The organism is Streptomyces griseoaurantiacus, assembly GCF_036189845.1.
In the GTDB taxonomy this organism is placed as follows: Bacteria; Actinomycetota; Actinomycetes; order Streptomycetales; family Streptomycetaceae; genus Streptomyces; species Streptomyces griseoaurantiacus.
In genome coordinates this window covers 5,247,838-5,273,853 of the sequence record NZ_CP108326.1, presented here as the reverse complement: position 1 = coordinate 5,273,853, position 26,016 = coordinate 5,247,838, and the positions used below count along the sequence as shown (strand labels likewise).

Here is a 26,016-nt window from a genome sequence, read left to right as displayed (position 1 = left end):
CATGGTGAACCGAGGTCCACATGCCTAGAGCCCTGCGGGCGGACGCCGAGCGTTCGACGGCGCGCATCCTGGAGGCGGCCGATCGGCTGCTGCGCGGGAATCCCGAGGCGACCCTCGAACAGATCGCGGACGCCGCCGGCGTGGCACGGTCGACCGTGCACCGGAGGTTCGCCTCCCGCGCCGCCCTGCTGGCCGCCCTGACCGGCCTCGTCAACGACCGGCTGCGGGAGGTCGTCGCCCGGGCGAGGCCCGAGACCGCGCCTCCGCTGGTCGCGCTTCACCAACTGACCGACGTGGCACTGACCCTGAAGGTGGACTGGCGCTTCGCGGTGGACCTCACGGGGGACGGGACGACCGAGGACTCCACCCTCGACCCGGCCGTCCTCACGGGCCTGACCACCGCGTTCTCACGTGCCCGCGAGGAGGGCCTGATCCGGCCGGACCTCGACACCGACTGGGTCCTGCGGATCTACTTCGCCCTGATGCACGAGGCCGCCGTCCGCCCCGGCGGCGAGGACGCACACACCCGGGCCCAGGACGTACTGGACGTGTTCCTGCACGGCGTGGGACCCCGATAGGGCCCTCCCCGGGAGGACGGGCCCCGTCCCACGGCGGCGAGATCCCCGGCGCCGCGGCACCACACCACAGGTCGCGTTCCGCCTCCGCGATACGTCGCTGCAGTCCGTCCACGTCTGAGCTGAGCCACCTCGTCGTCCCGGCTCATGGACCGGCGTTCCGGCACTGGACGCGTCGACCGCTGCCGGTTCCGGGGAGCCGACCAGGCATGTTTCGGCCGCGCGCGGTCAAGCCACGGGCCCCCGGCGGCTTACGGGGTCAGGCCGCGAGGGCAGGCGGCGGACCCGGCGGGAGGGCCGGTTCGAAGCAGACGGTCCTGCCGGCGGGCCCGTTCGGTCCCTCGCCGGTGCCGCAGCCGCACCAGCGCTCGGCGAGTGCGTCGAGGGTCAGCAGCCCCTGCCCCGTGAAGGCGTCGGGGGCGCGGGCCGAGCGGCGGCAGCCGGGCGGTCAGACCGCCGCGACCGCCCGCCGCGTCGAGGCGATGGTGGCCGAGCCGACCACGCGGGTGCCCTGGTAGAGGACGACGGCCTGGCCGGGGGCGACGCCGCGGACGGGGGTGGTGAAGGTGACCTCCAGGGCACCGTCCACGAGTTCGGCGCTCACCTCGGTCTCCTCGCCGTGGGCGCGGAGCTGGGCCGTGTAGGTGCCGGGGCCGGAGGGGGCCGTGCCGCACCAGCGGGGCTTGACCGCGGTGAGGGCGTCGACGTCCAGGGCGGCGGCCGGGCCGACCGTGACCGTGTTCGTCACCGGGGAGATGTCCAGGACGTAGCGCGGCTTGCCGTCGGCGGCCGGGGTGCCGATGCGCAGGCCCTTGCGCTGGCCGATGGTGAAGCCGAAGGCGCCCTCGTGGGTGCCGACCTTGGTGCCGGACTCGTCGACGATGTCGCCCTCCGCCCGGCCGAGCCGCTTGGACAGGAAGCCCTGGGTGTCGCCGTCGGCGATGAAGCAGATGTCGTGCGAGTCGGGCTTCTTGGCGACGGCGAGGCCCCGGCGCTCGGCCTCCGCGCGGATCTCCTCCTTCGTCGTCACCGTGTCGCCGAGCGGGAACATCGCGTGGGCGAGCTGGCGCTCGTCCAGGACGCCGAGGACGTACGACTGGTCCTTGGCCATGTCGGAGGCGCGGTGCAGCTCGCGGGTGCCGTCCTCGCGCAGGATCACCTGGGCGTAGTGGCCGGTGCAGACGGCGTCGAAGCCGAGCGCGAGCGCCTTGTCGAGCAGCGCGGCGAACTTGATCTTCTCGTTGCAGCGCAGGCAGGGGTTGGGCGTGCGCCCCGCCTCGTACTCGGCGACGAAGTCCTCCACCACGTCCTCGCGGAAGCGCTCGGCGAGGTCCCAGACGTAGAAGGGGATGCCGATGACGTCCGCGGCACGGCGGGCGTCCCGGGAGTCCTCGATGGTGCAACAGCCCCGCGCGCCCGTGCGGAAGGACTGCGGGTTCGCGGAGAGCGCGAGGTGGACGCCCGTGACGTCGTGGCCCGCTTCCGCGGCGCGGGCGGCGGCGACGGCGGAGTCGACCCCGCCGGACATGGCGGCGAGGACACGGAGGGGGCGGCGGGTCTGCGGGGTGTCGTCAGTCATAACCCCTCCAGGGTACGGGGGCGCGGGAACCGGAACACGCGAGTATCCGTTTATCAGAGCATGGGGGATGAACTCACCGAGGAGACGGGGCACGAGGCCCGGGCGCCCGCGGAGGGCGAGGCCGACCGGCGTCCCGGGCGCCGCGCGCTGCTCGTCGGAGGCGCGGCGGCCGCGCTGGGCACGGTCCTGCTGGCCCGGGAGGAGCTGTCGCACCTGTGGTGGCGGCTGCCCGGCGTGGACCACGCGCGCGAGGACGGCGCGGTGGACTACCGGGGCGCCCAGTGGATAGCCGCCTCCTCCGCCAATCTGCGGCGGGCGGACCGGCCCGACGACTACCGCATCGACCGCGTCGTCGTCCACGTCACCCAGGGCAGCTACCGCAGCGCGGTGAACGTCTTCCAGGACCCCTCGCACAGGGCGGCGGCACACTACGTCGTCCGCCGGGACGGCCATGTCGCGCAGATGATCCGCGAGCTGGACGTGGCGTTCCACGCGGGCAACCGCCAGTACAACGAGCGCAGCGTCGGGATAGAGCACGAGGGCTTCGTGGAGAAGGCGTCCTCGTTCACCGACGCCATGTACGCCTCCTCGGCGCGGCTGACGGCCGCGATCTGCGCGCGCTACGGCATGCCCGTCGACCGGACGCACGTCATCGGCCACGCGGAGGTGCCGGGGGCGGACCACACCGATCCCGGACGGCACTGGGACTGGGACCGCTACATGAAGCTGGTGCGCAGGGCGCGCACGGCCTTGGCGTGAGCCCCCGCACGGCCCTGGCGTGAGCCCCCGCGGCGGCCCCCATGTGCCGGCGGCCCCGCCGCGCCCGGCCGCCCGGCCGGCCGGTCCCAGGGGTCAGTTCTTCGGGGTCGCTTCGCAGTCGCGGAGGTAGGTCTCCATGGCGGTGCGCAGATTGCCGGCGGCCCGGACGACGAGGGCGAGCTGTTCCGTGGTGAACTCGCCCAGCGCCTGACCGAGTTGCCGATGCAGCGGCTCGAAGAAGGTGTCGGCGGCGGCGTTGATCGCCGTGGTCGAGCGCAGGGTCACGACCCGCCGGTCGGTGCCCTCCCGTACGCGCTCGACGTGCCCCGCCTTCTCCAGGCGTCCGAGAAGGATCGAGGTCGCGCCCGGCGAGAGGCCCACGCGTTCGGCGAGGCGCGCCGGCGTCAGCGGCCGGCCACGCTGTTCCGCCTCGATGATCAGCACGATGGCGTCGGCGTCGGTGGTGTGCAGGCGGGCACTGCGGGCGAAGGCCCTCGCCAGTTCCTTCTGCGTGGCGGTGAAGGCCGTGAGGCTGTCCAGCACCCGCTGGTACTCCTCACCCGGCTCAGCCTCTGCCATGACCCACCTCTCGACGCCCTCCGGTACCTTACGGCAAGCCAATATAGTTATGTGGCATAATAATTTTGCGGCATAAGGACCTGGGGTCCGGGGCCTGCCGTGCCACCGGACCCGTCCGGGCCGGCCGTCGCCCGAGGACCGTCGAAGGAACGCAAGGAGTCATCACAGTGAACGAATCGATCGCCATCGCCGGAGCCGGACTGGCCGGACTCACCCTCGCCCGCGTCCTGCACGTCAACGGCATCGCCTCGACCGTCTACGAGGCGGAGGAATCGCCCACCGGACGCACCCAGGGCGGCCAGCTCGACATCCACGACTTCAACGGCCAGGTCGCCCTCCAGCAGTGCCGGCTCATGGACGAGTTCCACTCGATCGTCAACATGGGCGCCGAGGCCATGCGGTTCCTCGGCCCCGACGGAGAACTCGTCGGCGAGATCCCCGACGACGGGACACTGAGCAACCCCGAGGTCCTGCGCGGCGAACTGCGCAGGATACTGATCGAGTCACTGCCCCCCGGCACGATCCGGTGGGGTCACAAGATCGCCTCGGTCACCCCCGGGGACGGCCACCGGCCGCACGTGATCGACTTCGTCGACGGCTCCTCGGTCGGGGCCGAGGTGCTGATCGGCGCCGACGGGGCCTGGTCGCGGGTCCGGGCCGCCCTCGACGGCGCCATGCCCGAGTACCTGGGGACCCTGTGGGTCGAGACCTTCCTCCACGACGTCGAGAAGAACCACCCGAAGAGCGCCGCGCTGGTCGGCAGCGGTGCGATGCTGGCGATGAAGCCGGGCCGGGGGATCTTCGGACACCGCGAGGCGAACGACGTGATCCACACCTACGTCGTGCTGAAGAAGCCGCTCGAGTGGACGCGGTCGGTCGACTTCTCCGACCGCGAGCGCGCGCTGGCGCTCGTCGCCGAGCAGCTGGGCGAGGGCTGGGCGCCCGAACTGCTCGAACTGGTCACCCGGGGCGAGACCACGCCGGTCGCGCGCCCGATCTGGGGACTGCCGCTGGAACACACCTGGGACCGCGTCCCGGGCATCATGCTCATCGGCGACGCCGCCCACCTCACCCCGCCCGACGGCGACGGCGCCAACTGGGCCCTCTACGACGGCGCCCAGCTCGCACAGGCCATCGTCGCCGCACCGGCCGACATCGACACGGCGTTCGACACCTTCGCGAAGCAGATGCTGCCCCGCAGCGCCGAGTCCTCGATCGAGGGCTACCAGTCCTTCGAGCGGACCTTCGGCTACAACGCACCCGCGAACCTGCGCGACATGATGAAGCACGCCGCGACCTGAGGCCGCCGGCACCAGTGAGCACCCGGCACCCGCCCACCGACCTGTGAACCGCCCCGTGAACCACCCCCGGCCGGCCTCGGCGTCAGGTCAGGCCCGCCGTGCGGGCGCGTTCCACCGCCGGTCCGATCGCCTTGGCGACCGCCTCCACGTCGGCGGCGGTGGAGGTGTGGCCGAGGGAGAAGCGGAGGGTGCCGCGGGCGAGGTCCGGGTCGGCGCCGGTGGCGAGGAGGACGTGGCTGGGCTGGGCGACGCCCGCCGTGCACGCGGAGCCGGTGGAGCATTCGATGCCCTGGGCGTCGAGCAGGAGCAGCAGGGAGTCGCCCTCGCAGCCGGGGAAGGTGAAGTGCGCGTTGGCGGGGAGCCGTCCCTCCGGGGAGGGGTCCCCGCCGAGGATCGCGTCGGGGACGGCAGCACGGACGGCCTCGACGAGGTCGTCCCGCAGGGCGCCGACCTCCCGGGCGAAACGCTCGCGCCGCTCGGCGGCGAGCCGGCCCGCGACCGCGAAGGAGGCGATGGCGGGGACGTCGAGCGTTCCGGAGCGCACGTGCCGCTCCTGGCCGCCGCCGTGCAGCACGGGCACGGGTTCCTGGTCGCGGCCGAGGACCAGCGCGCCGATGCCGTAGGGGCCGCCGATCTTGTGTCCGGAGACGGTCATCGCGGCGAGCCCGGAGGCGGCGAAGTCGACCGGGACCTGCCCGAAGGCCTGGACCGCGTCCGCGTGCAGCGGAACCCCGAACTCCCGGGCCACGGCTGCCAGTTCGGGGACAGGGAAGAGCGTCCCGATCTCGTTGTTGGCCCACATGACCGTGACCAGGGCCACGCCCTCGGGATCGCGGGCGAGGGCCTCGCGCAGCGCCTCGGGATGCACCCTGCCGTACCTGTCCACGGGGAGGTACTCGACGGTGGCGCCCTCGTGCTCGCCGAGCCAGTGGACGGCGTCCAGGACGGCGTGGTGCTCGACGGGGCTGGCGAGGACGCGGGTGCGGCGGGGGTCGGCGGCCCGGCGGGACCAGTACAGGCCCTTGACGGCGAGGTTGTCGGCCTCGGTGCCGCCGGCGGTGAAGACGATCTCGCTGGGGCGGGCGCCGAGGGCCTCGGCGAGGGACTCGCGGGACTCCTCGACCGTACGGCGGGCCCTGCGGCCGGCCGCGTGCAGTGAGGACGCGTTGCCGGTGACGCCGAGCCGGTCGGTCAGCGCGGCCGCCGCCTCGGGGAGCATCGGGGTGGTCGCGGCGTGGTCGAGGTATGCCATGGTGAGGCGAATTCTACGGGGCGGGCGTGCCGACCTCGGCGGGCGGTGGGCATGGGTCCGGCGCGTGGGCGGGTGCGGGTGGATCATGGTCGCTCGCGCGGTTCCGCGCGCCCCTCGGACGGGCGCCGTCGGCCGGGTTACGCGGGTGCGGCCCCTCCGCGCGCACCCTCGGGTCAGAAGCTCCAGGAGACCGTGTGGTCGGCCTGCATGAGGGTGACCAGGACGATCAGGTCGGCCACGCCGAGGGCGAGGCCCAGGGCGGCACGGCCGGGGCGCCTGGTGCCCCGCCAGAGGGAGACCGAGGCCAGGACGATGGCGATGGGGCCGAGGAAGAGGTTGAGGACCAGCAGGCCGAGCAGACCGAGGACGAAGGACGCCACGGCCATGCCGTCGGTGTCCCGCTTGCCGGTGGGCCGGGTCGAGGTGGCGGTGAGTTCCATGGTGCGGTCAGCTCCAGACGGTCGGTCGGACGGGGGAACGGGACGGGCGGACGTCAGTGCGCCGAGGTGCGGCGGCGTCCGTACCGCTCGCGGAGGGCGAAGATCGCGAGCCAGAGCGCGATGGCGCCCCCGGCGAGGAGGCTGACGGACAGCGGGGCGTGGGCCACGGTGCCGAGCACGGTGCCCAGCAGCAGGAGCGCGGCGACGAGGAGCAGCATGGGACGGGACCCCCTTCGGTCGAATATTGCGGTTACAGTTGTTTACTGACTTCCCAGTCTAAGGCCACTCATGACTTTGCAAGCTCGGAGAACAGTTGTTGACTGCATGGCATGAGTCACACCTCCGGCATCCGCCAGGCACAGAAGCAGAAGACCCGCCGGGCACTCCTGGACGCGGCGCTCGTCCTGCTGGAGGAGCAGAGCCTGAGCAGCCTGGGCCTGCGCGAGGTCACCCGGGCGGTGGGCGTCGCCCCGACCGCCTTCTACCGGCACTTCCGCTCGACGGCCGACCTCGGCGCCGCGCTCGTCGAGGAGGCACTCGGCTCCCTGCACCCGATGATCGGCGCGACGGTGTCCGTCCCCGGGGACAGCGAGGAGCGCATCGCCCGCGCCGTCGAGCTGATCTCACGTCACGTCGAGGCGCATCCCGCGCACGTGCGCTTCGTCGCCCGCGAGCGGCACGGCGGGGTGGCGCCGGTGCGCGAGGCGATACGGCGGGAACTGGCACGGTTCGCCGAGGAGGTGCGCACCGAACTCGCCGGGCAGCCGGAGTCGGCCGGCTGGAGCGGGGACGACCTGCTGATGCTGGCCCAGCTCTACGTCGACCAGATGCTGGTGACGGCCTCCCTGTTCCTGGAGAGCCGCGAGGCGGCGGAGCCGGAACGGGAGCGCGAGCGCGTGACCCGGCTCGCGACCCGCCAGATGCGCCTCATCGCCCTCGGCCGCCGGCACTGGCTGGACGGCTGACCGGCCGGCGCGCACCGTCCCGCCCGCGCACCGGCGCGCGCACCCCTCAGGACGCCTCGGGGAGGTGACTCAGCAGCGTGCCGGCCGGGCCGGCACCCGGCACCACGAAACCGTGTTCGTAGGCGAAGGCGATCGCGTGACCCCGCCGGCTGACCCCGAGCTTGGACAGCAGGTGGGCTATGTGGGTCTTCACGGTGAGCGGGCTGATCCTCAGCGCGGTCGCGATGGCGGGTGTCCCCCGGCCGCTCGCCAGCAGGGTGAGCACCTGACGCTCCCGCAGGGACAGCGTCCCGACCACCCCCGCGCCGGCCGTCCGCGGCCCGGGCACCGCGGGGGCGGGGGCGGCGCCCAGCACGACGACCAGGCCCCCGCGCAGCACCGTCTCCAGGGCCGCGAGGAGCTGGACGGCGGTGACGTCGGCGGCGAGGACGCCGGTGGCGCCCGCGCGCAGACATCTGTCGGCCTCCGGGGCGTCCGCGACACCGAGGACGATCGTCGGGGCGATCGCGGAGGCGGCGGCGACGGCCTCCGCGCCTTCGGTGGGACTCCCGCCCGGTGCCCGGCGGCCGTCCGCGCCAGGGCCCTCGCCCCGGTCCCGGGGCCCGTCGGCCGTGCGCACGAGCAGGATGGCGTCCGGTCGGGTGCCAGCCCGCGGCGGCGCACCGAACCGGGTCTCCTCGGTGGCCCGTTCCACCGCGTCGACGAGCCGGCTGCCCTCGATCACCCGTGCCACGGCCTCCCGCACCAGTGCGGGGCCGCCGGCGAGGAGCACGGTGTTCACGGCTGCCCCTTCCTCCGCGGCAGCAGGACGGTGACGGTGGTCCCGACGCCCACTTCCGACTCGACGTCCACATGACCGTGGTGGGCGTGGACGATGGCTTCGACGATGGCCAGGCCGAGGCCGGAGCCGCCGTAGGCCCGGCTGCGGCTGGCCTCGGCCCGCCAGAAGCGTTCGAAGATCCGGGGCAGGTCCTGGGCGGGGATGCCGGGCCCGTCGTCGACGACGCGCAGCCGCACGTCCTTGCGGTCGAGGGTGATCTCCACCAGGACGCCGGTGCGGGCCGGGGTGTGCTGCACCGCGTTGCCGACGAGGTTGCGCACCACCTGCTGCAGCCGGCCGGCATCGCCGAGGACGAGGGCCGGCGGCGCGGACGCCAGGGCGACGCGGCGTTCGGGATGGATGATCTGGGCGTCCTCGACGACGCCGGCGGCCAGTTCGGTGAGGTCCACGGGGTCCTGCTCGACGGGCCGGCCGGCGTCCAGGCGGGCGAGCAGGGAGAGGTCCTCCACGAGCAGGCGCATGCGTCCCACCTCGTTCTCGATGTGTTCGAGCGCCGTCTCCAGGCCGGGCCCGGAAACGCCGCCCTGCCGGTGCAGGTCGAGCCAGCCGGAGATGGTGGCGAGCGGGGTGCGCAGTTCGTGCGAGGTGTCGGCGGCCATGGACCGCACGGTCGCCTCCGCGCGGGCCTGGGCGTCGAAGGCGCGGTTGACGGCCTCGGCGAGCAGGTCGGTCTCGCTGCCGTCGCTCCGGGTGGGCAGCCGTTCGTCCAGGTGCCCCTCGGCGATGGCGTCGGCGGTGCGGGCCATCCTGGCCAGCGGCCGCATGCCGAGCCGCAGGACGAGGCCCGCCAGCGCCAGCAGGACGATCAGGGCACCGGCGACGAGGCCGAGTTGGCGCTTGATGAGGGCGGCGGTCGTACTGTCGTCGATCGAGGTGTCGATGCACAGGACGAGCGCCGCCGGGCGGATGACCCGCTTCGTGGGGGTGCGGTCGACGAGGGTGAGTCCGGGGCTGGGTACGCGGATGGCCGAGAGGCCGTTTCGTTCGTCGTGTCCGTCGTAGGTGAGGATGCTGCCGACGGGCACGGTCGTGCTCCGTCGGGCGAGCGCGTCGGCCGCCGCGGTCGCCGAACCGGTGCTCTCCAGGACCTTGTTGTCCTTGTCGACGGCGACGACACCCAGCGGCGGCCCGAGGAGGGCCGCGAGCTGGTCGGCATCGGCGGTCTGCGGACCGTGTGCGACGACCTGGGCCACCGCGTCGGCCCGGTCCCGCAGTGTCCTGTCGTCACGCTTGTCGAGGAAGTCCTCAAGAAGGAAGGCGCTGATGGCGGTGCTGGCCGTGAGCCCGAAGACGAGGAGGACGGCCAGGCCGGCGAGAAGTCGCAGGCGGACACTCGAACGGGACCAGACCGCGCGGCGCTCGATGTTCACCTGGCGGCCTGCTCCCGCAGCGTGTAGCCGACCCCGCGGACGGTGTGCAGCAGCGGCTCCCGGCCCTGGTCGATCTTGCGTCGGAGGTTGGACACGAACCGTTCGACGACGACGGTGTCCCCGCCGAAGTCGTACTGCCAGACCGCCTCCAGGATCTGCGCCCGGGACAGGACCTGTCCCTGATGGCTGAGCAGGTAGTGCAGCAGGCGGTACTCGGTGGGCGAGAGGTCGACGGGTTCGCCCGCCCGGCGGACCTCGTGGCGGGGGTCGTCGATCTCCAGGTCCGCGCACCGCAGTCCGGTGGTCTCCTCCGGGGCCGGGGCGCCGCCCCGGGCCCGGCGGAGCAGGGCCTGGAGGCGGGCGCCGACCTCGACGACGCTGAAGGGCTTGGTGACGTAGTCGTCACCGCCCAGGCGCAGGCCCCGCACCCGGTCCTCCACGGCGTCCCGGGCGGTCAGGAAGAGCACCGGGACGTCGACGGCGCGGGCGCGCAGGAGCTGGAGGATCTCGAAGCCGTCGGCCCCGGGCAGCATGACGTCGAGGACGACGACGTCGGGGGGCCTGCGGTCGACGTGCTCCAGTGCCTCGGTGAGGTCGCCCGCCACGTCGACCTCGAAGCCCGCGAACCCGAGGGCCGATATCAGCAGACGGCGGATGCCGGGATCGTCGTCGACCACGAGGACACGGTCGGCGGGTCGCGGTGCCACTGCGTCGTTCATCGGTGCTCCCTGGGCGGGCTCGGTGGACCGCCCGGCCCCGGCCGCCGCTCCGGCCGGCGCGGGGTGGGCGGTGCGTGTCCCGGTATCTGCTCGGCTGCTCGTCACGTCACGTCACATGTTCGCGGGTACGGAGGGCCCGACGGGAAGGGGGCCGGTGCCGTGGGCGCCGAGGCTCTCGCCCTCGACGTCGAGGCGGGGCAGGACGCGGTCGAGCCTTCGCGGCAGCCACCAGGCCCGGTCGCCGAGGAGGGCCATGACCGCGGGCACCAGGGTCATGCGGACCACGAAGGCGTCCACCAGGACCCCGAAGGCCAGGGCGAACGCGATCGCCATCGTGTCCGCGTCGTGGGAGAACAGGAAGCTGAGGAACACCGAGACCATGATGAGGGCGGCCGCGGTGACCACCCGGGCGGCGTCGCGTGCCCCGGCGAGGACGGCGGCCCGGGCGTCGCGGTGGCGGACGTAGTCCTCCCGCATGGCGGAGACGAGGAACACCTCGTAGTCCATGGCGAGTCCGAAGAGGACGGCCATGACGATGATGGGCATGAAGGCAGCCACCGGACCCGTGCCGTCCACGCCCAGCGGACCGGCCAGCCAGCCCCACTGGAAGACGGCGACGGTGGCTCCGAACGCGGCACCGAGGGAGAGCAGGAACCCGACGGTGGCCTTGACGGGGATGGCCAGGGACCGGAAGGCGACCATCAGCAGGAGCAGGGAGAAGCCGACCACCACGATCCCGAAGGGGACGAGCGCGCCGCCGAGTTTGTCGGAGACGTCGATGCTCACGGCGGTCATGCCGGTGACGGCGACGTAGGTGCCGGTGGAGGTCCCCAGCGGGCGCAGGTCGGTGCGCAGCCGCGAGACCAGCGCGCTGGTCTCCGCGGTGCGGGGGCCGGTCTCGGGGATGATCCGGATGCGTGCGGCGGTCGTGTCCTTGGCCACGTCGATCCCGCTGACATCCGCGATGCCCTTGACGGTGCGCAGCCTGTCCTCGACCGCTTCGGCCGCCGAGACGACGGCCTTCGGGTCCTCGTCCTCGACGAGGACGACCAGCGGGCCGTTCGCACCGGGGCCGAAGGCGTCACCGATCACGTCGTAGGCCTGACGGCCGGAGGAGGTGGCGGGGGCGTTGCCCTCGTCGGTGACGGCGAGTTCGAGCCGCAGGGCGGGCAGGGCCAGCGCGAGGAGGGCGACGGCTCCGATGATCAGGGACCGCACCGGACGGCGCATCACGGCCTGCGTCCAGCGCGTCCCCAGGGGAGTGCGCCCACCGGAAGCCGTCCCGCGCCGGCCGCGGCCGCGCAGGCCCGGCAGGGCGAAACGGCCGGCGCGCGTGCCGGGCCGGGGGGTGAGCCCGCGGCCGGCCATGCCGAGGACGGCGGGGAGCAGCCCCAGTGCCAGGACGACCGCGGAGGCGACGGCGCCGGCGGAGGCCAGCCCCATCGACGTGAGCATCGGGACTCCGGCGACCGACAGCCCGGCCAGGGCGATGATGACGGTGGCGCCGGCGAAGACCACGGCGCTGCCCGCCGTCGCGTTGGCCCGGGCGACGGATTCCACCACGGGCATCCCGGTGGCGAGCTGGGCCCGGTGGCGGTGGACGATGAACAGGGCGTAGTCGATGCCGACGGCGAGCCCCAGCATCATCGCCAGGGTGGGCGCGTTGTCGCTCACGCCGAGGACCGAGGCCGCGCCCATCATGGCGGCCATCGTGCCGACGACCCCCAGGGCTGCGGTCAGCAGCGGCAGGCCGGCGGCGACCAGCGAACCGAACGTGATCATGAGGATGACCAGGGCCACGCCCATGCCGATCAGCTCGGTGGGTCCGACCGGAGCAGTGGACTCGGCGTAGGCGTCACCGCCGTAGACGGTCCTCAGGCCCGCCCGTTCGGCCGGGTCCCCGGCGGCTTGGACGGCGTCGAGCGTGCTCGCGGGCACGTCGTCCTCGGCCTTGGTGGTGAACGTGACCTCCGCGACGGCGGTGCGCGCGTCCTCGGAGAGGGTGCCGTTCTCGGCGGGGTCGCCGACCTCCCTCACTCCGCCGACGTCACGCGTCGCCGCGAGGGTGGAGGCCAGTGCCTTCCTCAGGCCGGGTTCGGTCAGCCTGTGCCCGGCCGGCGCCTGGAAGACGATCTGCGCGGACTGGGCGTCCGGCGAGGGGAAGTGCCGGTCCATCCTGGCCAGGGCCGTCTGGGCCGGCGACCCGGGGATGGAACCGCTGTCCTGGAAGTCACCGGCGGCCGAGAAGCCCAGGCCGATCAGCGCGCCCAGGGCCACGAGCCACCCGACCAGCATCGTTCGCCATCGTCGCGCGCCCAGAGCACCCAGGCGGTACAGAAGCGTAGCCATGCCTCTCCCTCATTCGTCGTGGTTGACGCCTCCGATACTTCCGACCGGACTTGACGGCCCGCCCACGGCGAACTTGAGGGTTTCCTGACGGTCCTCCCGCGGCGCCCGGGGCGTCGTGGGGGGGGTGAGGATCAGCGAGGGAGAGGCAGGGGGCTCAGGCCCCCTCGGCGAGCCGGACCCTGGCCAGCTGCCGGGACTGGGCGACCAGGCGGTCCGCCGAGTCCCAGACCTCGGCGTCCTCCTCCAGGAAGCCGCCGGCAAGGTTGCGCGTGGTGACCGACACCCGCAGCGGGCCCGGCGCCGGGCGGGCGCGGACGTGGGTGGTGAGTTCGATGGTGGGCACCCAGCCGGACAGGCCGAGTTCGAAGGCGGTCGGCGGCAGCGCGTCGACCGCGAGGAGCAGCGAGAAGGGGTCGGCCTCGCGGCCGTCGGCCAGCCCGAACCAGCCCCGCATCTCGCCCTTGCCGGAGGGGGAGCCGAGCGCCCAGCCGAGCGTCGCCGGGTCCAGCTTGAGCAGGAGTCGCTCGGTGATCCCGGAGCCGCCGAGGACCGGGGTGGGTGAGTCCTCGGCGCCGAAGCACTTCTCGATCGGGGGGATCGCGGGCGGTTCGGCCGAGGTGCGGACGTCCTCGGGCAGCGCGTCCAGGTCGCCGTAGGAGGCGAGGACGCGGATCCGCTCGACCTCGCGCCCCTCCTCGTCGTACTGGAAGAGGGAGGCCTGGCCGGTGGAGAGGGTGCGGCCGGTGCGCACGAGTTCGGCGCGGATCACGGCCGGGCCCGGGCGGGAAGCGGTGAGGTAGTGCGCGGAGACGCTGAACGGGTCGGCGTGCGGCAGGGTGTCCGCGAGTGCCCGCCCGAGGACGGCGAGGAGGTAGCCGCCGTTGACGGCACCCATGATCGTCCAGTCGGCGGAGAGGTCGATGTCGTAGACACCGGGGACCCCGGACTCGCGCCGGGTGACCGCGGTGTCCCGGTCGAACTCGCTGTCACCGATCGTGGCCCGGGTGCCGGGGGCGACGGACGGTGCGGTGGGTGCGTCTGCCATGGGAGCACCGTACAACAGTCAAATACTAAGCGGTAGCTTTCTCCTGTTCGGCCACCCCGCCGCCGAGCCCGTCCTCCGGCACCTCCCGCACGGTCGAACGCCGGTTCCACGCCCGCGGCGCCCGCCAGTGGAAGCGCAGCGCCAGCAGCCGCAGCACGAAGGCCGCGGTCACCGCGAAGGCCGTGGTGAACGTGGTCAGGACGTCGTAGTGGAGGAACACCGCGACCATGCAGGCGCCGACGATCGCGGGCACCGCGTACAGGTCGCGGTCCCAGCGCAGCAGCGAGGGCACCTCGTTGGCGAGCACGTCGCGCAGCACTCCCCCGCCGACGGCGGTGGCCAGCCCCAGGGCGGCCGAGGCGGTGAGGTTCAGTCCGTACGCGTACGCCTTCGTCGTGCCGGCCACGCAGAACAGGCCGAGCCCCGCCGCGTCGAAGACGTTGACCGCGCCCTGGATCCGCTCCACCTGGGGGTGAAGGAAGAACACCAGCAGCGCGGCGAAGAGCGGGGTGACGAAGTAGCCCTTGTCGGTGAAGGCGGCCGGCGGCACGGCCCCGATGATCAGGTCGCGGAAGAGACCGCCGCCGAGCGCGGTGACCTCCGCGAGCACGGCGATGCCGAAGACGTCGAAGTTCTTGCGCACGGCCAGCAGGGCGCCGGAGATCGCGAACACGAAGATGCCGACGAGGTCGAGGGTGTGCTGGACGGAGGGACTGAACAGTTGGGGAAGCACCTTTCCATTCTTACCCATTTCCGGCCGCACGCCTTGCATTAGAAGGCGTGCGGCCGGAAGTGTCTTACAGTGTGGGCATCAAAGTGCCCCTCGGCGACTCATTGAGGGAGCGCGGGCTTCCCGGTGGAGCCGATCCAGGTGTCGAAGAGGTCGCCGAGCCGCTGCCCGGAGATCTTCTCCGCGAGGGCGACGAACTCGGCGGTCGAGGCGTTGCCGTGGCGGTGCAGACGGGTCCAGGCGGGCAGCAGCCGGAAAAAGGCGCGGTCGCCGATGCGCTCGCGCAGCACCTGGAGGGTCATCGCGCCCCGGTCGTAGACGGCGGAGGCGAACATCGTGTCGCGCTGCGGGTCGGCGACCTTCACCTGCCAGAAGGAGCTGCTCGCCGCGCGGGAGTCGTAGGAGGCGCGGAAGGAGTCGTGCGCCGAGCGGGTGCCCCGGTGCTCCAGCCACAGCCACTGGGCGTAGGTGGCGAAGCCCTCGTTGAGCCAGATGTCCTTCCAGTGCGCGACCGAGACGGAGTCGCCGAACCACTGGTGGGCCAGCTCGTGCACGATGGTCGACTCGTTGCGGACGGCGGAGTAGGCGGGCTTGGACTGCACCTCCAGCGAGAAGCCGGCCTCCGGCATGTCGTCGACGATCGCACCGGTCTCCTCGAAGGGATACGGGCCGAACACCTCGGACCAGTAGTCGGTGGCCTCGGCGGTGACCCCGTAGACGTCGACGTTGTTGCTGTTCTTCAGCACCGGGTCGACGGCGACGTAGATCGGTGTGCCGGCCGGGGTGCGCCCGGTCCGCACGTCGAACTTCCCGATGGTGGCGGTGGCCAGGTAGGTGGCCATGGGCCGGCTCTCGCGCCAGTGGGTGTACGTCGAGCCGCCCCGGTTCCGCGTGGAGACCAGCCGCCCGTTGGAGACGCCGGTCAGGCCGCGCGGCGCCTTGATGCGGATGTCGTAGGTGGCCTTGTCGGAGGGGTGGTCGCTGGAGGGGAACCAGGTGGAGGCGGCGTTGGGCTCGCAGGCCACGAAGACGCCGTCCTCGGTCTTCATCCACCCGTAGGAGGAGCCGAAGACGATGGGCCCGCTCAGCGCCTCCGGCACGCCGCCGTAGGTGACGGAGACGGTGAAGGTGCGGCCCTTGGCGAGGGGCGAGCGCGGGGTGATGCGGATCTCGTCCCCGTCACGGGCGAACTCCGCCCGTCTGCCGTTGACGTCGACGCGCGTGACCTCGAGCTTCTGCAGGTCGAGGTCGAAGGAGGACAGGCTCTGGGTCGCCCGGGCGGTGAGGGTGGTCCGGCCGTCGAGGCGGTCGGTGTCCGGGTCGTAGGCCACGTCGAGCGCGTAGTGGCGGGCGTCGAAGCCGCCGTTGCCGAGCCGGGGGAAGTAGTCGTCGCCGATGCCGGGGGCGCCGGCGGTGGGGGCGGATCCGGCGGCGATGACGAGGAAGGAGGCCGCCGCGGTGGCGAGGGTCAGTAAACGTGCCGAACGGGAGAGTGCCATGTGTCGTCCCTTTCGCGCGTGGCCCGATCGGTGGTCGATCGGGCATGCGGGGTCGACTCTGCGCTCTCCCGTTCAGGCATGTACATGACTTTGCCAACTCGTCATGCGCTACTTCGGAGTTGACTCCTGACCCTCGGCTCCGTCGGTTCCGTCGGTTCCGTCGGTTCCGTCGGGACCTGCGTCACCCTCGGGACCTGCGTCACCCTCGGGACCTGCGTCACCCTCGGTACCCGCGTCACCCTCGGTGCCGGCCTCGCCGTCGGCGGCCCCGGCCCCGGCGGACTCCGCCGCTGCGGCGTCCTCGGCCACGGTCGCGTCCTCGGAACCGGCCGGCTCCTTCGTGGCCGGCTCCTCCACGGCGCGGACGTTCTTCTGCGCGGGGACGAGCGGCTCGGCCGCCACGGGCTCCGGCCGGTCGGCCGCCGGCTTCGTCACCGGCGTCAGCCCCTCGGCCGCCTCGCCCACCTCGGCCGCCACCGCCGCCGAGGTGGCCGCGGACTCCGCGAGCGCCTCCTCGGAGACCGTCTCGGCCGCCTTCCTGGCGTCCCGCAGCAGCACGGTGTCCTGCGGGGCCTGGTCGGCGAAGTTCTCCGGGTGGTGGCAGGCCACCTGCTGGCCCGGCCGCAGCTCCAGCAGCGGCGGCTCGGTGGTGCGGCAGATCTCCGTCGCCTTCCAGCACCGGGTGTGGAAGCGGCAGCCGCTCGGCGGGGCGATCGGCGAGGGCACGTCGCCCTGGAGCAGGATGCGCTCGCTCCTGGCCGACTTGCGCGAGGGGTCCGGGATCGGCACCGCCGACATCAGCGCCTTGGTGTACGGGTGCATCGGCGACTTGTAGAGCAGGTCGCGGTCGGCCAGCTCCACGATCTTGCCGAGGTACATCACGGCGATGCGGTCGGAGACGTGCCGGACGACGGACAGGTCGTGCGCGATGATCACGTACGTCAGGCCCAGCTCCTGCTGGAGGTCGTCGAGCAGGTTGACGACCTGGGCCTGGATCGACACGTCCAGCGCGGAGACCGGCTCGTCCGCCACGACCAGCTTGGGGCTGAGCGCGAGCGCGCGGGCGATGCCGATGCGCTGCCGCTGACCGCCGGAGAACTCGTGCGGGTAGCGGTTGTAGTGCTCGGGGCTCAGGCCCACGACCGACAGCAGCCGCTGCACCTCCTTCTTGACACCGCCCTCGGGCGTGACGCCCTGGAGCTTGAAGGGAGCGCCGACGATCGTGCCGATGGTGTGGCGCGGGTTCAGCGAGGAGTACGGGTCCTGGAAGATCATCTGCACGTCGCGGCGCAGCGGGCGCATGCCGCCGACGCCGAGGTGCGTGATGTCCTTGCCCTCGAACTCGATCTTCCCGGCGGTCGGTTCGAGCAGCCGGGTGATGAGCCGGCCCATGGTCGACTTGCCGCAGCCGGACTCGCCGACGACGCCGAGGGTCTCGCCCCGGCGCACCTCGAAGTCGATTCCGTCGACCGCCCGCACCGCGCCGACCTGCCGCTGGAGCAGGCCCTTGCGGATCGGGAAGTGCTTCTGCAGGCCGGTCACCTTCAGCAGCGTCTCGCCGGCGGCGGCGTCCTTGGTGAGGGTCGCGCCTTCGCTCTTGGCGGGAGTGGTCACAGCTTTGTCCTCGCTCACAGCTTCGGGGCGATCTCTTCGGTCCAGATGCGCTCCCGCTGCTCCGTGCTCATGTGGCAGGCGGCCCAGTGCCGGCTGCCCACCTCGGCCAGCTCGGGGCGGACCGTGCGGGTCAGGTCGTCCTTGGGGACGTCCGCGTACGGGCAGCGCGGGTTGAAGGCGCAGCCGGACGGCACGTTGATCAGGGAGGGCGGGGAGCCCTTGACCGGGATGAGGCGTTCCTGCTGGTCGCGGTCGAGCCGCGGCATCGAGCCGAGCAGGCCCCAGGTGTAGGGGTGGCGGGGCTCGTAGAACACCTTCTCGGCCGGGCCGCGCTCCACGCAGCGGCCGCCGTACATCACCAGCAGGTCGTCGGCCAGCTCGGCGACGACGCCCAGGTCGTGGGTGATGATGATGACCGCGGAGCCGAACTCCGTCTGCAGATCGCGGATGAGGTCCAGGATCTGCGCCTGGACGGTGACGTCCAGGGCGGTCGTCGGCTCGTCCGCGATGAGCAGCTCGGGGTTGTTGACCAGCGACATCGCGATCATCGCGCGCTGGCGCATGCCGCCGGAGAACTCGTGCGGGTAGCTGTCGACGCGCTTGTCGGGCTGCGGGATGCCGACGCGGTCGAGCATCTCCACCGCGCGCCGCTTGGCGGTCTTCTTGTCGACGTCGTGGTGGACCCGGTAGGCCTCCACGATCTGCTGCCCGATCGTGTAATACGGGTGCAGCGCGGACAGCGGGTCCTGGAAGATCATCGACATCTGCCGGCCGCGCAGCTTGCGCACATGGTCGGGGTCGGCGGACAGCAGCTCGGTGCCGTCCAGCCAGATCTCGCCGGATATCCGCGCCTTGCGCTTGCCGTACTGGCCGGCGGTGTGCAGGCCCATGATGCCGAGCGAGGTCACCGACTTGCCCGAGCCGGACTCGCCCACGATGCCGAGGGTCTTGCCCTTCTCGAGCTGGAAGCTGAGCCCGTCGACGGACTTGACCAGGCCGTCGTCGGTCGGGAAGTGCACCTTGAGGTCGCGCACTTCCAGGAAGGCGCTGGGCGCCGGCGAGTCCTTGACGGCCCGCGGCTCGCCGAGCGCGGCTCCGCTCTTGGCGATGTCGGTCATGCCAGCCTCACTCGGGGGTCGATGACGGCGTACAGGATGTCCACGACGAGGTTGGCGACGAGCACCGCGAGCGAGGTGATCAGGGTGACGCCCAGGATGAAGGGCAGGTCCTGGTTCTTGATCGCGTCCAGCACCTTCTGGCCGAGGCCCGGCAGGCTGAACGTGGTCTCGGTCAGGATCGCGCCGCCGATGAGGGCGCCGAGGTCCATGCCGAGCATGGTGAGCAGGGGGGTCATCGTGGAGCGCATGGCGTGCTTGCGGATGACGACCGGCTCGCGCAGGCCCTTCGCGCGGGCGGTGCGGATGTAGTCCTCGCCGAGGATCTCCATCATGGTGGCGCGGGTGATCCGCGCGTACATCGCCGCGTAGAGGAACGCGAGGGTGACCCAGGGCAGGAGCATGCCGCCGAACCAGCCGGTGAAGCTCTCGTCCAGGGGCACGTACTGGGCGTCGACCCAGCCCAGGCCGATGTCGAGGACGGCCACGCTGAGCATGCCGGTGAAGTAGATGGGAAGGGAGACACCCGAGAGGGCGACGACCATCGCGCCGCGGTCCCAGATGCTGCCCCGCTTGAGCGCGGAGAGCACACCCGCCGCGACACCGAAGACCAGCCACAGCACGGCGGCACCGAGCGCCAGGCCCAGGGTCACCGGGAAGCGGTCGGTGAGCACCGGCCAGACGGCCTGCTCGCTGCGGAAGGAGTAGCCGAAGCAGGGCGCGGCGCACTGGGTGACGTCGCCGCCGCCCGAGTAGGTGCGGCCGACGAAGATGCCCTTGAAGAACTCCCAGACCTGGGCGTAGATCGGGTCGGCCAGACCCAGCTTCTCCCGTACGCCCTCGACCGAGGCGGGGTCCGCCTGCTTGCCCACGAAGCTCGTGGCGATGTCGACCCCGGCCCACTTGGGGATGAGGAAGAAGATGCTGAAGACCACCACGATGATGACCACCAGCATCACTGCGGCGGCGAGCAGCCGCCTGATGAGGTAAGCGAGCACAGCTTACGGCCCGCCGCGGACCGCGGGCCGCCGGAGGTCATCCGGCGGCCCGCGGTCACGCCGCGCCGGCCTTCACCTGCCTTTCGTGCCGTTCGGCGGGTGTGCCGGTGATTACTTCGCGGACTTCAGACCCATGTTGACGAAGTCGTACATGCCGCTGTACGCACCCGTCGTGTACACGTTGGCCACGTTCGAGCCGCGCCAGTTGATGAACTTCTCGAAGACGAAGGGCAGGTAGTAGCCGCCCTCCATGACCTTGTGGTTGATCTCCGTGGCGATCTCCGCCTTCTTGGAGTCCTCGAGGGTCTTGTTGTAGTCGTCGAACAGCTTGTCGATCGACTTGTCCTTGATCAGGGCGAAGTTGTTGTTGCCGCTCTCAAGGATGTACTTGCTGTCCCACAGCGGGGCGCCGTAGCCCTGGACGGACGGGAAGTCCGGGCCCCAGCCCATGATGATGATGCCGTAGCCCTTCTTCTTCACGTTGGAAGGGCTGCCGATGATGCCGGTGGTCTGCGAGCCGTCGAACTGGTCGATGTCGACGTCGATGCCGACCTTCTTCAGCGAGGCCTGCATCGACGTGGCGGTGGCCACCTCGACCGGCTTGTTGTTGCGGACCGCGATGGTGGTCTTGAAGCCGTTCGGCTTGCCGCAGGCCTTGAGCTCTTCCTTGGCCTTGGCGGCGTTGCCGTTCTTGTTGTCCGTGGCCAGCTTGTACGGGTCGTACTTCTGGCCCTCGGCGCCCGGCACCGACGGCGGGAGCATGTTGGTGCCGATGTCACCGCCGGCCATCGGGCCACCGCGCGCGGTCTGCAGGGAGACGTGGTCGGCCCCGTAGATCACGGCCTTGCGGCAGTGCTCGTTGTCGAAGGGCTTGACGCTCTGCGGGAAGACCGCGTAGCGGATGTAGCCGGAGACCGGGTTGTCCAGGTTGGCCTTGTGCTGCTTCAGGGCGGTGCTGCGGCCCTGCGGGGACAGACCGGTCTGGGCCAGGTCGATGTCGTAGTCGCCGCTGATCAGACGCTGGTCCAGGTCGTTGGCGTTGGTGAAGAACTTGATGCTGACCTTGTCCGGGTAGGCCTTGCGGACCGGGTCGGAGGAGGCCTTCCAGTTGGTGTTGCGCACCAGCATCATGTTCTTGCCGGGCGCGTAGGACTGGAACTTGTACGGGCCCGAGGAGAACGGGTGCAGACCGTACTTGGACTTGGTGTCCTTGTCCTGGCGGACCGGCGAGGACGAGGTCAGCGCCAGCATCTGCATGAAGTCCGAGTTGGCCTTCGGCAGGTGGAAGACGATGGTCTTCTCGTCCGGCGTCTCGATGGCCTTCAGGCCGAGGTGCTTCTTGTCCTTGTCCTTGTACGGGCCCTTGTACTCGCTGTCGGGGTCGAGGACGTCCCGCAGGTAGACGGGGCCGCCGGACAGCACGTCCTGCGCCCACTGGCGCTCGATGCCGTACTTGATGTCCTGGGCGGTGATCGCCTTGCCGTCCTCCCACGTGACACCGTCACGAAGGGTGAACGTGTAGGTCTTGCCGTCGTCCGAGACCTTGCCCATGTCGGCGGCCAGGTCCGGGGTCAGCTCGGCGCCCGTGGTGCCCGGCTCCGTCTTGTAGGTCAGGAGCTGACGGCTGTAGTAGCGGGAGAAGTTCCACATGAAGCCGTAGTAACCGCGGGTGGTGTCCCACGAGTCGGCGTCCTGGGCGCTGGCGAACTTCAGCTCGCCGCCCTTCTTGGCCAGCGAGGCCTGGGCGACCTTGTCGTTGGCCGCGTTGAAACCGGCCGCGCCGCTCTTCGAACCGCCGTCGCTGTCGTCGTTGCCGCCGCACGCCGCCGTGCTCAGCAGCGCGACGACCGCGATCGCGGCGGCCGCCGCCTGCTTGCGCCGCCCTGTGGTGCGTTGGGTAGTCACGATCTCGGATCCTCCGGATGTCAATCGGTCCGCGGACAATTCGCGAACCTCAGTAGGGGGTACGGCAGTTCAGCGGGAGCCCTTCGGGTCGAGCGCGTCACGCACGCCGTCGCCGAAGAGGTTGAAGGCAAGGACGGTGATGAAGATCGCCACACCGGGGACCACCATGAACATGGGGTCCGACTCGTAGTAGTCGATCGCGGTGGACAGCATCTGTCCCCAGGAGGAGGTGGGCGGCTTGACGCCCACGCCGAGGAAGCTGAGCGCGGCCTCGGTGAGGATGTTGGTCGGGATCATCATCGTCGTGTACACGATGATGGGCGCGACGAGGTTGGGCAGCAGTTCCTTGAACAGGATGTAGAAGCGGCCGGCGCCCAGCGAGCGGGCCGCCTCGACGTACTCGCGCTCACGCATGGACAGCGTCTGGCCGCGCACCACGCGGCCGATGTAGGGCCAGCCGAAGAAGCCGATCACCAGGATCATCACGAAGACGCGCACGCCGGTGCCGGTCAGGCCCAGCATGTGGTTCGGCATGACCGAGACCAGGGCGATGATGAACAGCAGCTGCGGGAAGGCGAGCAGACCGTCCATGACGCGGCTGACGACGGCGTCGACCCAGCCGCCGAAGAAGCCGGCGAGGATGCCCAGCACGGTGCCGAGGACCACGGCCACCATCGCGGACAGGAAGCCGACGAGGAGCGAGATCCGGGCGCCGTAGACGACACGGGCGAAGAGGTCGCGGCCGTTGACGGGCTCGACGCCGAGGAGGTGGTCGCCGCTGATGCCGCCGAGGGACCCGGTGGGGGTGCCGAACAGCGGGTCGATCAGGTTCTCGTGGTACGCGTCGGGGTCCTGTCCGGCCAGGTCCGCGATGAACGGGGCGAAGATCGCGACCAGGACCAGGACGAGCACGACCACACCGCCCGTCAGGGCGAGCTTGTCCCGCTTCAGGCGTTCCCAGGCGATCCGGCCCAGGGAGCGCCCCTGCACGGCCTTCGTCCCGGCGCCTTGAACCGCCGCTTCTTCGGCCGCACTCGGAGCCGCTTCCGCGGTCGGCTCGTGCAATGGTGCCGTCATCTGGCAGGGACCCCTCTCAACCGGCGGTAGCCGGCCCGCACTTGCCGCTCGTAGCGGCGTGATCAGTCCGTCGTACACGGGAGCGAACGCTCCCCTGGTGCGGGAGTCTTCAACGCTCCGGCGATCTGTTGCCAGGGTTGACGGGGAATGGATGCGTAACCGTGATGCTCTTTGAGGTGTTCCGTTATGCGGACAGTGGGTAACAGGAGCCGGACGGTAGGCAATTGGGACACCAGACCCGATAACCCGACGGAACCACTCGTTCCGTTGCCCTCTACGCGCGCAGAAACACGGAGTTAACGTGAAGGTACGATGAGCAGCCTTCACTCGACAGCGTACGCGTGTCTCAGTATCCGGGCGTGTGGGGGTAGCCGTAGCCGGCGGCGGGCGCCGCGGCGGGGGCGTGGGCCTCACGGTCGTAGAACGGCCGGGCCCGGGCCCGCAGCCACATCGCGACCGGGTCGTGCGGATCGGACAGCGCGACGGTCGAGACGGGCAGCCCGTCCGGAACGGCGACGACCGACTGCCGCATCATCGTGCGCACCGCGTCCACGGCCGGGGGCGAGGCCTCGTACACGTCCAGGCCGATGGCGAGGTACGGCGCGCCCAGCGCGGGCTGCACCCAGGCGCGGCGCAGCGCGCGCACGGCGGGGGTGCGGTGCGCGTTCTGCGTGAGCAGGGCGTAGAACTGCGGGATCTCGATGGCCGGTTCACTCAGCCGGAGCGGTCCGGCCGGCTGTCTGTCGAGGCCGGTGGCGATCCGCCGCAGGTCCAGCCAGGGGATGCCGACGCCGCCGCCGGGGGCGTGCGGGTTGAGCCACAGGCCGTAGTGGTCGGGGTAGAGGGCGCGGGCCGCCTCCAGGCCGTCGACCACCTCGTAGGACCGGCTCCAGCCGCTGGCCGACAGCTCCTGGGCGGAGGTCACGCAGGGGGCGTACGGGAAACCGCCGACCTCCATGGTTCCGTACTGGGCGTCGGAGGAACCGGTCTGCCCCTGCCAGAGCAGCATCCAGAGATGACCGGAGGAGGGCGCCGCGAGTGCGCGGAGCAGTGCCTCGTAGGCGTCGTAACGCCCGGGCGTGACTTGGCGCAGCATGTGCTCGACCTGCCCGGCCGCGGCCGTGCCCGACGCGCTCACCTTCTACCGCCCTCTCGCGAGACATTGACTGAGGACAGCTTAAAGGTCGGCCCCCGGCCCGGGGATGGGCCGGGGAGCGCCGAAGTCCGCGGCGGTGCCCGCTCCCGGGGTCAGTAGCCCAGTTGGTAGAAGGGCCGGACGTTCTCCCGGAGCCAGTCGCAGACCGGGTCCTGGGCGGCGTCCAGGAACACCATGTTGACGGGGAGGGTGACGGGGGCCTTGGCCAGCGCCCGGCCGAGGGCCTCCAGGGGGACCGTGTGCGCCTCGGGGTCGAGGGAGGCGAGTTCGACGCCGACGAACATGACGGGCTCGGCGGTCTCGATCGCGGCGAGGCAGCGGCGGGCGGAGAGCACGGCGCCGCTCGCGGCGAACTCGGCGGAGGCGGCGGCGAGCAGGTCGACCGGGTCGTCCTGCCAATCGGGTTCGAAGAGCCGGACGCGGCCGCCGGAGGCGGGGCCGTCCAGCGGGGCGAGGCCGCCGCGGCACAGCTCGGCCACCGCCTCGGGCGGCAACGGGATGCCGAGGGTGCCGTCGGGATTCACGGCGAGGCCGACCTGCGGGGGCAGCCCCCGGGCGAACTCCACGGCGGGCGCGACGGTGAACCCCATGTGCGTGCCCACGACCTGGCGGAACTGCTCCTCGGAGCTGAAGACGGGGACGTACGCCTGGCCGTCCAGCTCCAGGCTCGGCAGGTCGAGCGGACCGCCCTGGGCGCCGCGGCCGTTGGGCAGCGGGATCCAGAGGAAGCTGCGGGCGAGCACCTCGACGATGCGGGCGCCGGCCGAGGGGACGCCGAGGGAGGCGGAGAGCACCTCTTCCAGTTCGTTGCCGGGCCAGCCGCCGTGCGGATGCGCCTGTGCCGGGACGTCCATGTGCCTCTCCTACCCTGCCCTGCCGGTATGTGCCGTTCCGGCACGGAACCCTATCGCCCGCCGGGCCGGTGGGCGCCCCCGAACTCGATCCTGCGCAGGGCCCCGGCCGCGGGGCGGTCCAGGAGGGTGGCGGAGGCGCAGCCCTCGGGCAGGGTCCCGCGCTCGACCGCGCGCAGCAGGCCCCGGGTGGCCCGGCGGTGGCGGAGGAAGGCGTACGCCGAGACCCCCCGGCCCCGCGCGCGCTGGCCCTCGCGGGCCCGCTCGGCACCGACGTCGAGGATCAGCAGGTGCAGGGCGCCGCCGCGCCGGCGGGCCTCCCGGGCGAGCCAGGTACGGACCCAGCCCTGCGTGCCGCAGTCGTGCACGACGACGCCGCCGCCGGCGCGGACCGCGCGCCGCAGACCCGCGTAGTGGGCGAGCCGGACGAGGGGACGGTAGACGGCGTACGGGAGGAGGCGGGGGGCGCGGGCGTCCCAGCGGTCCCGGGTGTCCTGGGAGTCGACCCGGGTGCCGCCGGCGCCGACCGCGCGGCGCATGAGCGTGGACTTGCCGCTGCCGGGCAGGCCGGTCACGACGACGACGTCGCGGGGGCCGAAGATCAGTCCGTGCGGGCTGCGCCCGCCCCGCTCGCGCAGATCGCGCACGACCGGTGCCGGAGCGGAGCCGTACCCCGGTTCGGCGCCCGCGGCGGGCCCGGCCTGCCGCGCGGGCAGCGCGACCGCCCGCTCGGGCAGGGCGAGGGCCGGTGTGGTGCCGTACGCCGTGGTCCTGTCCACCCTGATCGTCCTCCTCCGGGACATGAGTGCCCCTTCCCCGCCGAGCGTAAAGAGAAGGTAATGCACCATGTCTCGCCGTCGCGTCCCTCTCGTGCAACAGGCCTGCTACAGAGGGTGGCTGAGCCGGGATCAGGGGTGCGTCCGGGACGCACGGGAAGATCGCGTCCCCCGGGACCGGGCCGCGGGCGGGCGCGGGTCGCGGACCGGCGGGAGAACGCGGGGACACGGGCCGGGGCGGCGGGGGCGGGGAGGCATGCGATGATGTGGCCCCAACCGCATACCGGCCGTTCGAATCCGCGCGGGAGAGTCCCCGGCCCGAGGGCTGTGACCGGGGCGCCGAAGGAGCAAGCACTCCCTTGAATCTCTCAGGCCCAGTTACCGCGCGGGCGAGGCACATCTGGAAAGCGGGCCGTCCGTGCACACGGCGGTCCCACCCAAGGTGCAAGCCGTGACCCCCTCGCCGGGTCACGGTGAAGCTCTCAGGTTCCGATGACAGATGGGGAGGACCGGGGAGCGCC

The 26,016-nt window shown here is 71.9% G+C and carries 24 protein-coding genes and 2 riboswitches; of the genes, 4 read left to right on the top strand and 20 right to left on the bottom strand.

Annotated features, from left to right (window positions below):
• Nucleotides 1–20: 20 nt before the first annotated feature.
• The gene (locus OHB09_RS23555; protein ID WP_191853349.1) at nucleotides 21–578 is read left to right on the top strand and encodes a TetR/AcrR family transcriptional regulator; all 558 of its coding nucleotides are present in this window, start codon (nucleotides 21–23) and stop codon (nucleotides 576–578) included.
• A 445-nt stretch (nucleotides 579–1,023) separates the two neighbouring features.
• Here the strand turns inward: OHB09_RS23555 and mnmA are convergent, their stop codons facing one another.
• Nucleotides 1,024–2,154 (bottom strand): tRNA 2-thiouridine(34) synthase MnmA, encoded by a 1,131-nt coding sequence (gene mnmA, locus OHB09_RS23550; RefSeq protein WP_006139687.1) that lies wholly within the window; start codon nucleotides 2,152–2,154, stop codon nucleotides 1,024–1,026.
• Between the two features lie 60 nt (nucleotides 2,155–2,214).
• On the opposite strand from mnmA, the gene OHB09_RS23545 reads away from it, so the two are divergent.
• Nucleotides 2,215–2,913, top strand: coding sequence for an N-acetylmuramoyl-L-alanine amidase (locus OHB09_RS23545; RefSeq protein ID WP_006139688.1), 699 nt, complete (start codon nucleotides 2,215–2,217; stop codon nucleotides 2,911–2,913).
• A gap of 93 nt (nucleotides 2,914–3,006) precedes the next feature.
• On the opposite strand, the gene OHB09_RS23540 is transcribed toward OHB09_RS23545, so the two are convergent.
• On the bottom strand, nucleotides 3,007–3,492 hold the full coding sequence (locus tag OHB09_RS23540) for a MarR family winged helix-turn-helix transcriptional regulator (RefSeq protein WP_191853351.1): 486 nt from the start codon (nucleotides 3,490–3,492) through the stop codon (nucleotides 3,007–3,009).
• A gap of 167 nt (nucleotides 3,493–3,659) precedes the next feature.
• Here OHB09_RS23540 and OHB09_RS23535 point away from each other — a divergent pair, with 167 nt between their 5' ends.
• Complete coding sequence (locus tag OHB09_RS23535) at nucleotides 3,660–4,793, top strand: FAD-dependent oxidoreductase (RefSeq protein WP_328922501.1); 1,134 nt, start codon at nucleotides 3,660–3,662, stop codon at nucleotides 4,791–4,793.
• 82 nt (nucleotides 4,794–4,875) lie between these two features.
• Here OHB09_RS23535 and OHB09_RS23530 read toward each other — a convergent pair whose 3' ends face one another.
• The 3 genes from OHB09_RS23530 to OHB09_RS23520 form a co-directional block, all read right to left on the bottom strand.
• Nucleotides 4,876–6,045, bottom strand: coding sequence for a cysteine desulfurase family protein (locus tag OHB09_RS23530; RefSeq protein WP_006139691.1), 1,170 nt, complete (start codon nucleotides 6,043–6,045; stop codon nucleotides 4,876–4,878).
• Nucleotides 6,046–6,218: 173 nt separating this feature from the next.
• Nucleotides 6,219–6,485: a hypothetical protein gene (locus OHB09_RS23525; RefSeq protein WP_006139693.1), complete on the bottom strand. Its 267-nt coding sequence runs from the start codon at nucleotides 6,483–6,485 to the stop codon at nucleotides 6,219–6,221.
• Nucleotides 6,486–6,538: 53 nt separating this feature from the next.
• Nucleotides 6,539–6,703, bottom strand: coding sequence for a hypothetical protein (locus OHB09_RS23520; RefSeq protein WP_191853352.1), 165 nt, complete (start codon nucleotides 6,701–6,703; stop codon nucleotides 6,539–6,541).
• Nucleotides 6,704–6,814: 111 nt separating this feature from the next.
• Here OHB09_RS23520 and OHB09_RS23515 point away from each other — a divergent pair, with 111 nt between their 5' ends.
• Nucleotides 6,815–7,450 (top strand): TetR family transcriptional regulator, encoded by a 636-nt coding sequence (locus OHB09_RS23515; RefSeq protein ID WP_006139695.1) that lies wholly within the window; start codon nucleotides 6,815–6,817, stop codon nucleotides 7,448–7,450.
• Between the two features lie 46 nt (nucleotides 7,451–7,496).
• Here the strand turns inward: OHB09_RS23515 and OHB09_RS23510 are convergent, their stop codons facing one another.
• The 15 genes from OHB09_RS23510 to OHB09_RS23440 form a co-directional block, all read right to left on the bottom strand.
• The gene (locus OHB09_RS23510) at nucleotides 7,497–8,231 is read right to left on the bottom strand and encodes a response regulator transcription factor (protein WP_191853353.1); all 735 of its coding nucleotides are present in this window, start codon (nucleotides 8,229–8,231) and stop codon (nucleotides 7,497–7,499) included.
• Nucleotides 8,228–9,661 (bottom strand): sensor histidine kinase, encoded by a 1,434-nt coding sequence (locus tag OHB09_RS23505; RefSeq protein WP_328922500.1) that lies wholly within the window; start codon nucleotides 9,659–9,661, stop codon nucleotides 8,228–8,230. Before OHB09_RS23505 ends, OHB09_RS23510 begins: the two co-directional genes overlap by 4 nt.
• On the bottom strand, nucleotides 9,658–10,380 hold the full coding sequence (locus OHB09_RS23500; RefSeq protein WP_040894755.1) for a response regulator transcription factor: 723 nt from the start codon (nucleotides 10,378–10,380) through the stop codon (nucleotides 9,658–9,660). The genes OHB09_RS23505 and OHB09_RS23500 overlap by 4 nt, the downstream gene beginning before the upstream one ends.
• Before the next feature lie 111 nt (nucleotides 10,381–10,491).
• Complete coding sequence (locus OHB09_RS23495; protein ID WP_328922499.1) at nucleotides 10,492–12,729, bottom strand: MMPL family transporter; 2,238 nt, start codon at nucleotides 12,727–12,729, stop codon at nucleotides 10,492–10,494.
• A 154-nt stretch (nucleotides 12,730–12,883) separates the two neighbouring features.
• Nucleotides 12,884–13,774 (bottom strand): thioesterase family protein, encoded by an 891-nt coding sequence (locus tag OHB09_RS23490; RefSeq protein ID WP_093598351.1) that lies wholly within the window; start codon nucleotides 13,772–13,774, stop codon nucleotides 12,884–12,886.
• Between the two features lie 25 nt (nucleotides 13,775–13,799).
• Complete coding sequence (locus OHB09_RS23485; RefSeq protein WP_206315540.1) at nucleotides 13,800–14,525, bottom strand: trimeric intracellular cation channel family protein; 726 nt, start codon at nucleotides 14,523–14,525, stop codon at nucleotides 13,800–13,802.
• 80 nt (nucleotides 14,526–14,605) lie between these two features.
• Entirely contained in the window at nucleotides 14,606–16,003 is a 1,398-nt protein-coding gene (locus tag OHB09_RS23480; RefSeq protein ID WP_234527526.1) for a M1 family metallopeptidase, read from the bottom strand.
• Between the two features lie 108 nt (nucleotides 16,004–16,111).
• Nucleotides 16,112–17,617 carry an ABC transporter ATP-binding protein gene (locus OHB09_RS23475; protein ID WP_328922498.1) on the bottom strand — a complete coding sequence of 502 codons (1,506 nt, stop codon included), beginning with the start codon at nucleotides 17,615–17,617 and terminating at the stop codon, nucleotides 16,112–16,114.
• Between the two features lie 14 nt (nucleotides 17,618–17,631).
• Nucleotides 17,632–18,735, bottom strand: coding sequence for an ABC transporter ATP-binding protein (locus OHB09_RS23470; RefSeq protein ID WP_093598341.1), 1,104 nt, complete (start codon nucleotides 18,733–18,735; stop codon nucleotides 17,632–17,634).
• Nucleotides 18,732–19,730 carry an ABC transporter permease gene (locus OHB09_RS23465; protein ID WP_093598338.1) on the bottom strand — a complete coding sequence of 333 codons (999 nt, stop codon included), beginning with the start codon at nucleotides 19,728–19,730 and terminating at the stop codon, nucleotides 18,732–18,734. The genes OHB09_RS23470 and OHB09_RS23465 overlap by 4 nt, the downstream gene beginning before the upstream one ends.
• A gap of 111 nt (nucleotides 19,731–19,841) precedes the next feature.
• A complete protein-coding gene (locus tag OHB09_RS23460) occupies nucleotides 19,842–21,635 on the bottom strand; it encodes an ABC transporter substrate-binding protein (protein WP_006139706.1) in 1,794 nt (597 codons plus the stop codon).
• Between the two features lie 69 nt (nucleotides 21,636–21,704).
• Complete coding sequence (locus OHB09_RS23455) at nucleotides 21,705–22,712, bottom strand: ABC transporter permease (protein WP_093598335.1); 1,008 nt, start codon at nucleotides 22,710–22,712, stop codon at nucleotides 21,705–21,707.
• 346 nt (nucleotides 22,713–23,058) lie between these two features.
• The gene (locus OHB09_RS23450) at nucleotides 23,059–23,850 is read right to left on the bottom strand and encodes an enhanced serine sensitivity protein SseB C-terminal domain-containing protein (protein ID WP_006139708.1); all 792 of its coding nucleotides are present in this window, start codon (nucleotides 23,848–23,850) and stop codon (nucleotides 23,059–23,061) included.
• A gap of 110 nt (nucleotides 23,851–23,960) precedes the next feature.
• On the bottom strand, nucleotides 23,961–24,722 hold the full coding sequence (locus tag OHB09_RS23445) for an enhanced serine sensitivity protein SseB (RefSeq protein WP_006139709.1): 762 nt from the start codon (nucleotides 24,720–24,722) through the stop codon (nucleotides 23,961–23,963).
• Between the two features lie 50 nt (nucleotides 24,723–24,772).
• Nucleotides 24,773–25,498, bottom strand: coding sequence for an AAA family ATPase (locus OHB09_RS23440; RefSeq protein ID WP_040894765.1), 726 nt, complete (start codon nucleotides 25,496–25,498; stop codon nucleotides 24,773–24,775).
• Between the two features lie 289 nt (nucleotides 25,499–25,787).
• Nucleotides 25,788–25,889: riboswitch (glycine riboswitch) on the top strand.
• A riboswitch (glycine riboswitch) is annotated at nucleotides 25,890–26,004 on the top strand. It begins immediately after the preceding riboswitch.
• Nucleotides 26,005–26,016: the final 12 nt, after the last annotated feature.

What these genes read in the sequence shown, in the direction of transcription:
- OHB09_RS23555 (WP_191853349.1), top strand. Translation starts at nt 21, where the DNA reads ATGCCTAGAGCCCTGCGGGCGGACGCCGAGCGTTCGACGGCGCGCATC.
- mnmA (WP_006139687.1), bottom strand. Translation starts at nt 2,154, where the DNA reads ATGACTGACGACACCCCGCAGACCCGCCGCCCCCTCCGTGTCCTCGCC.
- OHB09_RS23545 (WP_006139688.1), top strand. Translation starts at nt 2,215, where the DNA reads ATGGGGGATGAACTCACCGAGGAGACGGGGCACGAGGCCCGGGCGCCC.
- OHB09_RS23540 (WP_191853351.1), bottom strand. Translation starts at nt 3,492, where the DNA reads ATGGCAGAGGCTGAGCCGGGTGAGGAGTACCAGCGGGTGCTGGACAGC.
- OHB09_RS23530 (WP_006139691.1), bottom strand. Translation starts at nt 6,045, where the DNA reads ATGGCATACCTCGACCACGCCGCGACCACCCCGATGCTCCCCGAGGCG.
- OHB09_RS23525 (WP_006139693.1), bottom strand. Translation starts at nt 6,485, where the DNA reads ATGGAACTCACCGCCACCTCGACCCGGCCCACCGGCAAGCGGGACACC.
- OHB09_RS23520 (WP_191853352.1), bottom strand. Translation starts at nt 6,703, where the DNA reads ATGCTGCTCCTCGTCGCCGCGCTCCTGCTGCTGGGCACCGTGCTCGGC.
- OHB09_RS23515 (WP_006139695.1), top strand. Translation starts at nt 6,815, where the DNA reads ATGAGTCACACCTCCGGCATCCGCCAGGCACAGAAGCAGAAGACCCGC.
- OHB09_RS23500 (WP_040894755.1), bottom strand. Translation starts at nt 10,380, where the DNA reads ATGAACGACGCAGTGGCACCGCGACCCGCCGACCGTGTCCTCGTGGTC.
- OHB09_RS23495 (WP_328922499.1), bottom strand. Translation starts at nt 12,729, where the DNA reads ATGGCTACGCTTCTGTACCGCCTGGGTGCTCTGGGCGCGCGACGATGG.
- OHB09_RS23490 (WP_093598351.1), bottom strand. Translation starts at nt 13,774, where the DNA reads ATGGCAGACGCACCCACCGCACCGTCCGTCGCCCCCGGCACCCGGGCC.
- OHB09_RS23485 (WP_206315540.1), bottom strand. Translation starts at nt 14,525, where the DNA reads ATGGGTAAGAATGGAAAGGTGCTTCCCCAACTGTTCAGTCCCTCCGTC.
- OHB09_RS23480 (WP_234527526.1), bottom strand. Translation starts at nt 16,003, where the DNA reads ATGGCACTCTCCCGTTCGGCACGTTTACTGACCCTCGCCACCGCGGCG.
- OHB09_RS23470 (WP_093598341.1), bottom strand. Translation starts at nt 18,735, where the DNA reads ATGACCGACATCGCCAAGAGCGGAGCCGCGCTCGGCGAGCCGCGGGCC.
- OHB09_RS23455 (WP_093598335.1), bottom strand. Translation starts at nt 22,712, where the DNA reads ATGACGGCACCATTGCACGAGCCGACCGCGGAAGCGGCTCCGAGTGCG.
- OHB09_RS23445 (WP_006139709.1), bottom strand. Translation starts at nt 24,722, where the DNA reads ATGGACGTCCCGGCACAGGCGCATCCGCACGGCGGCTGGCCCGGCAAC.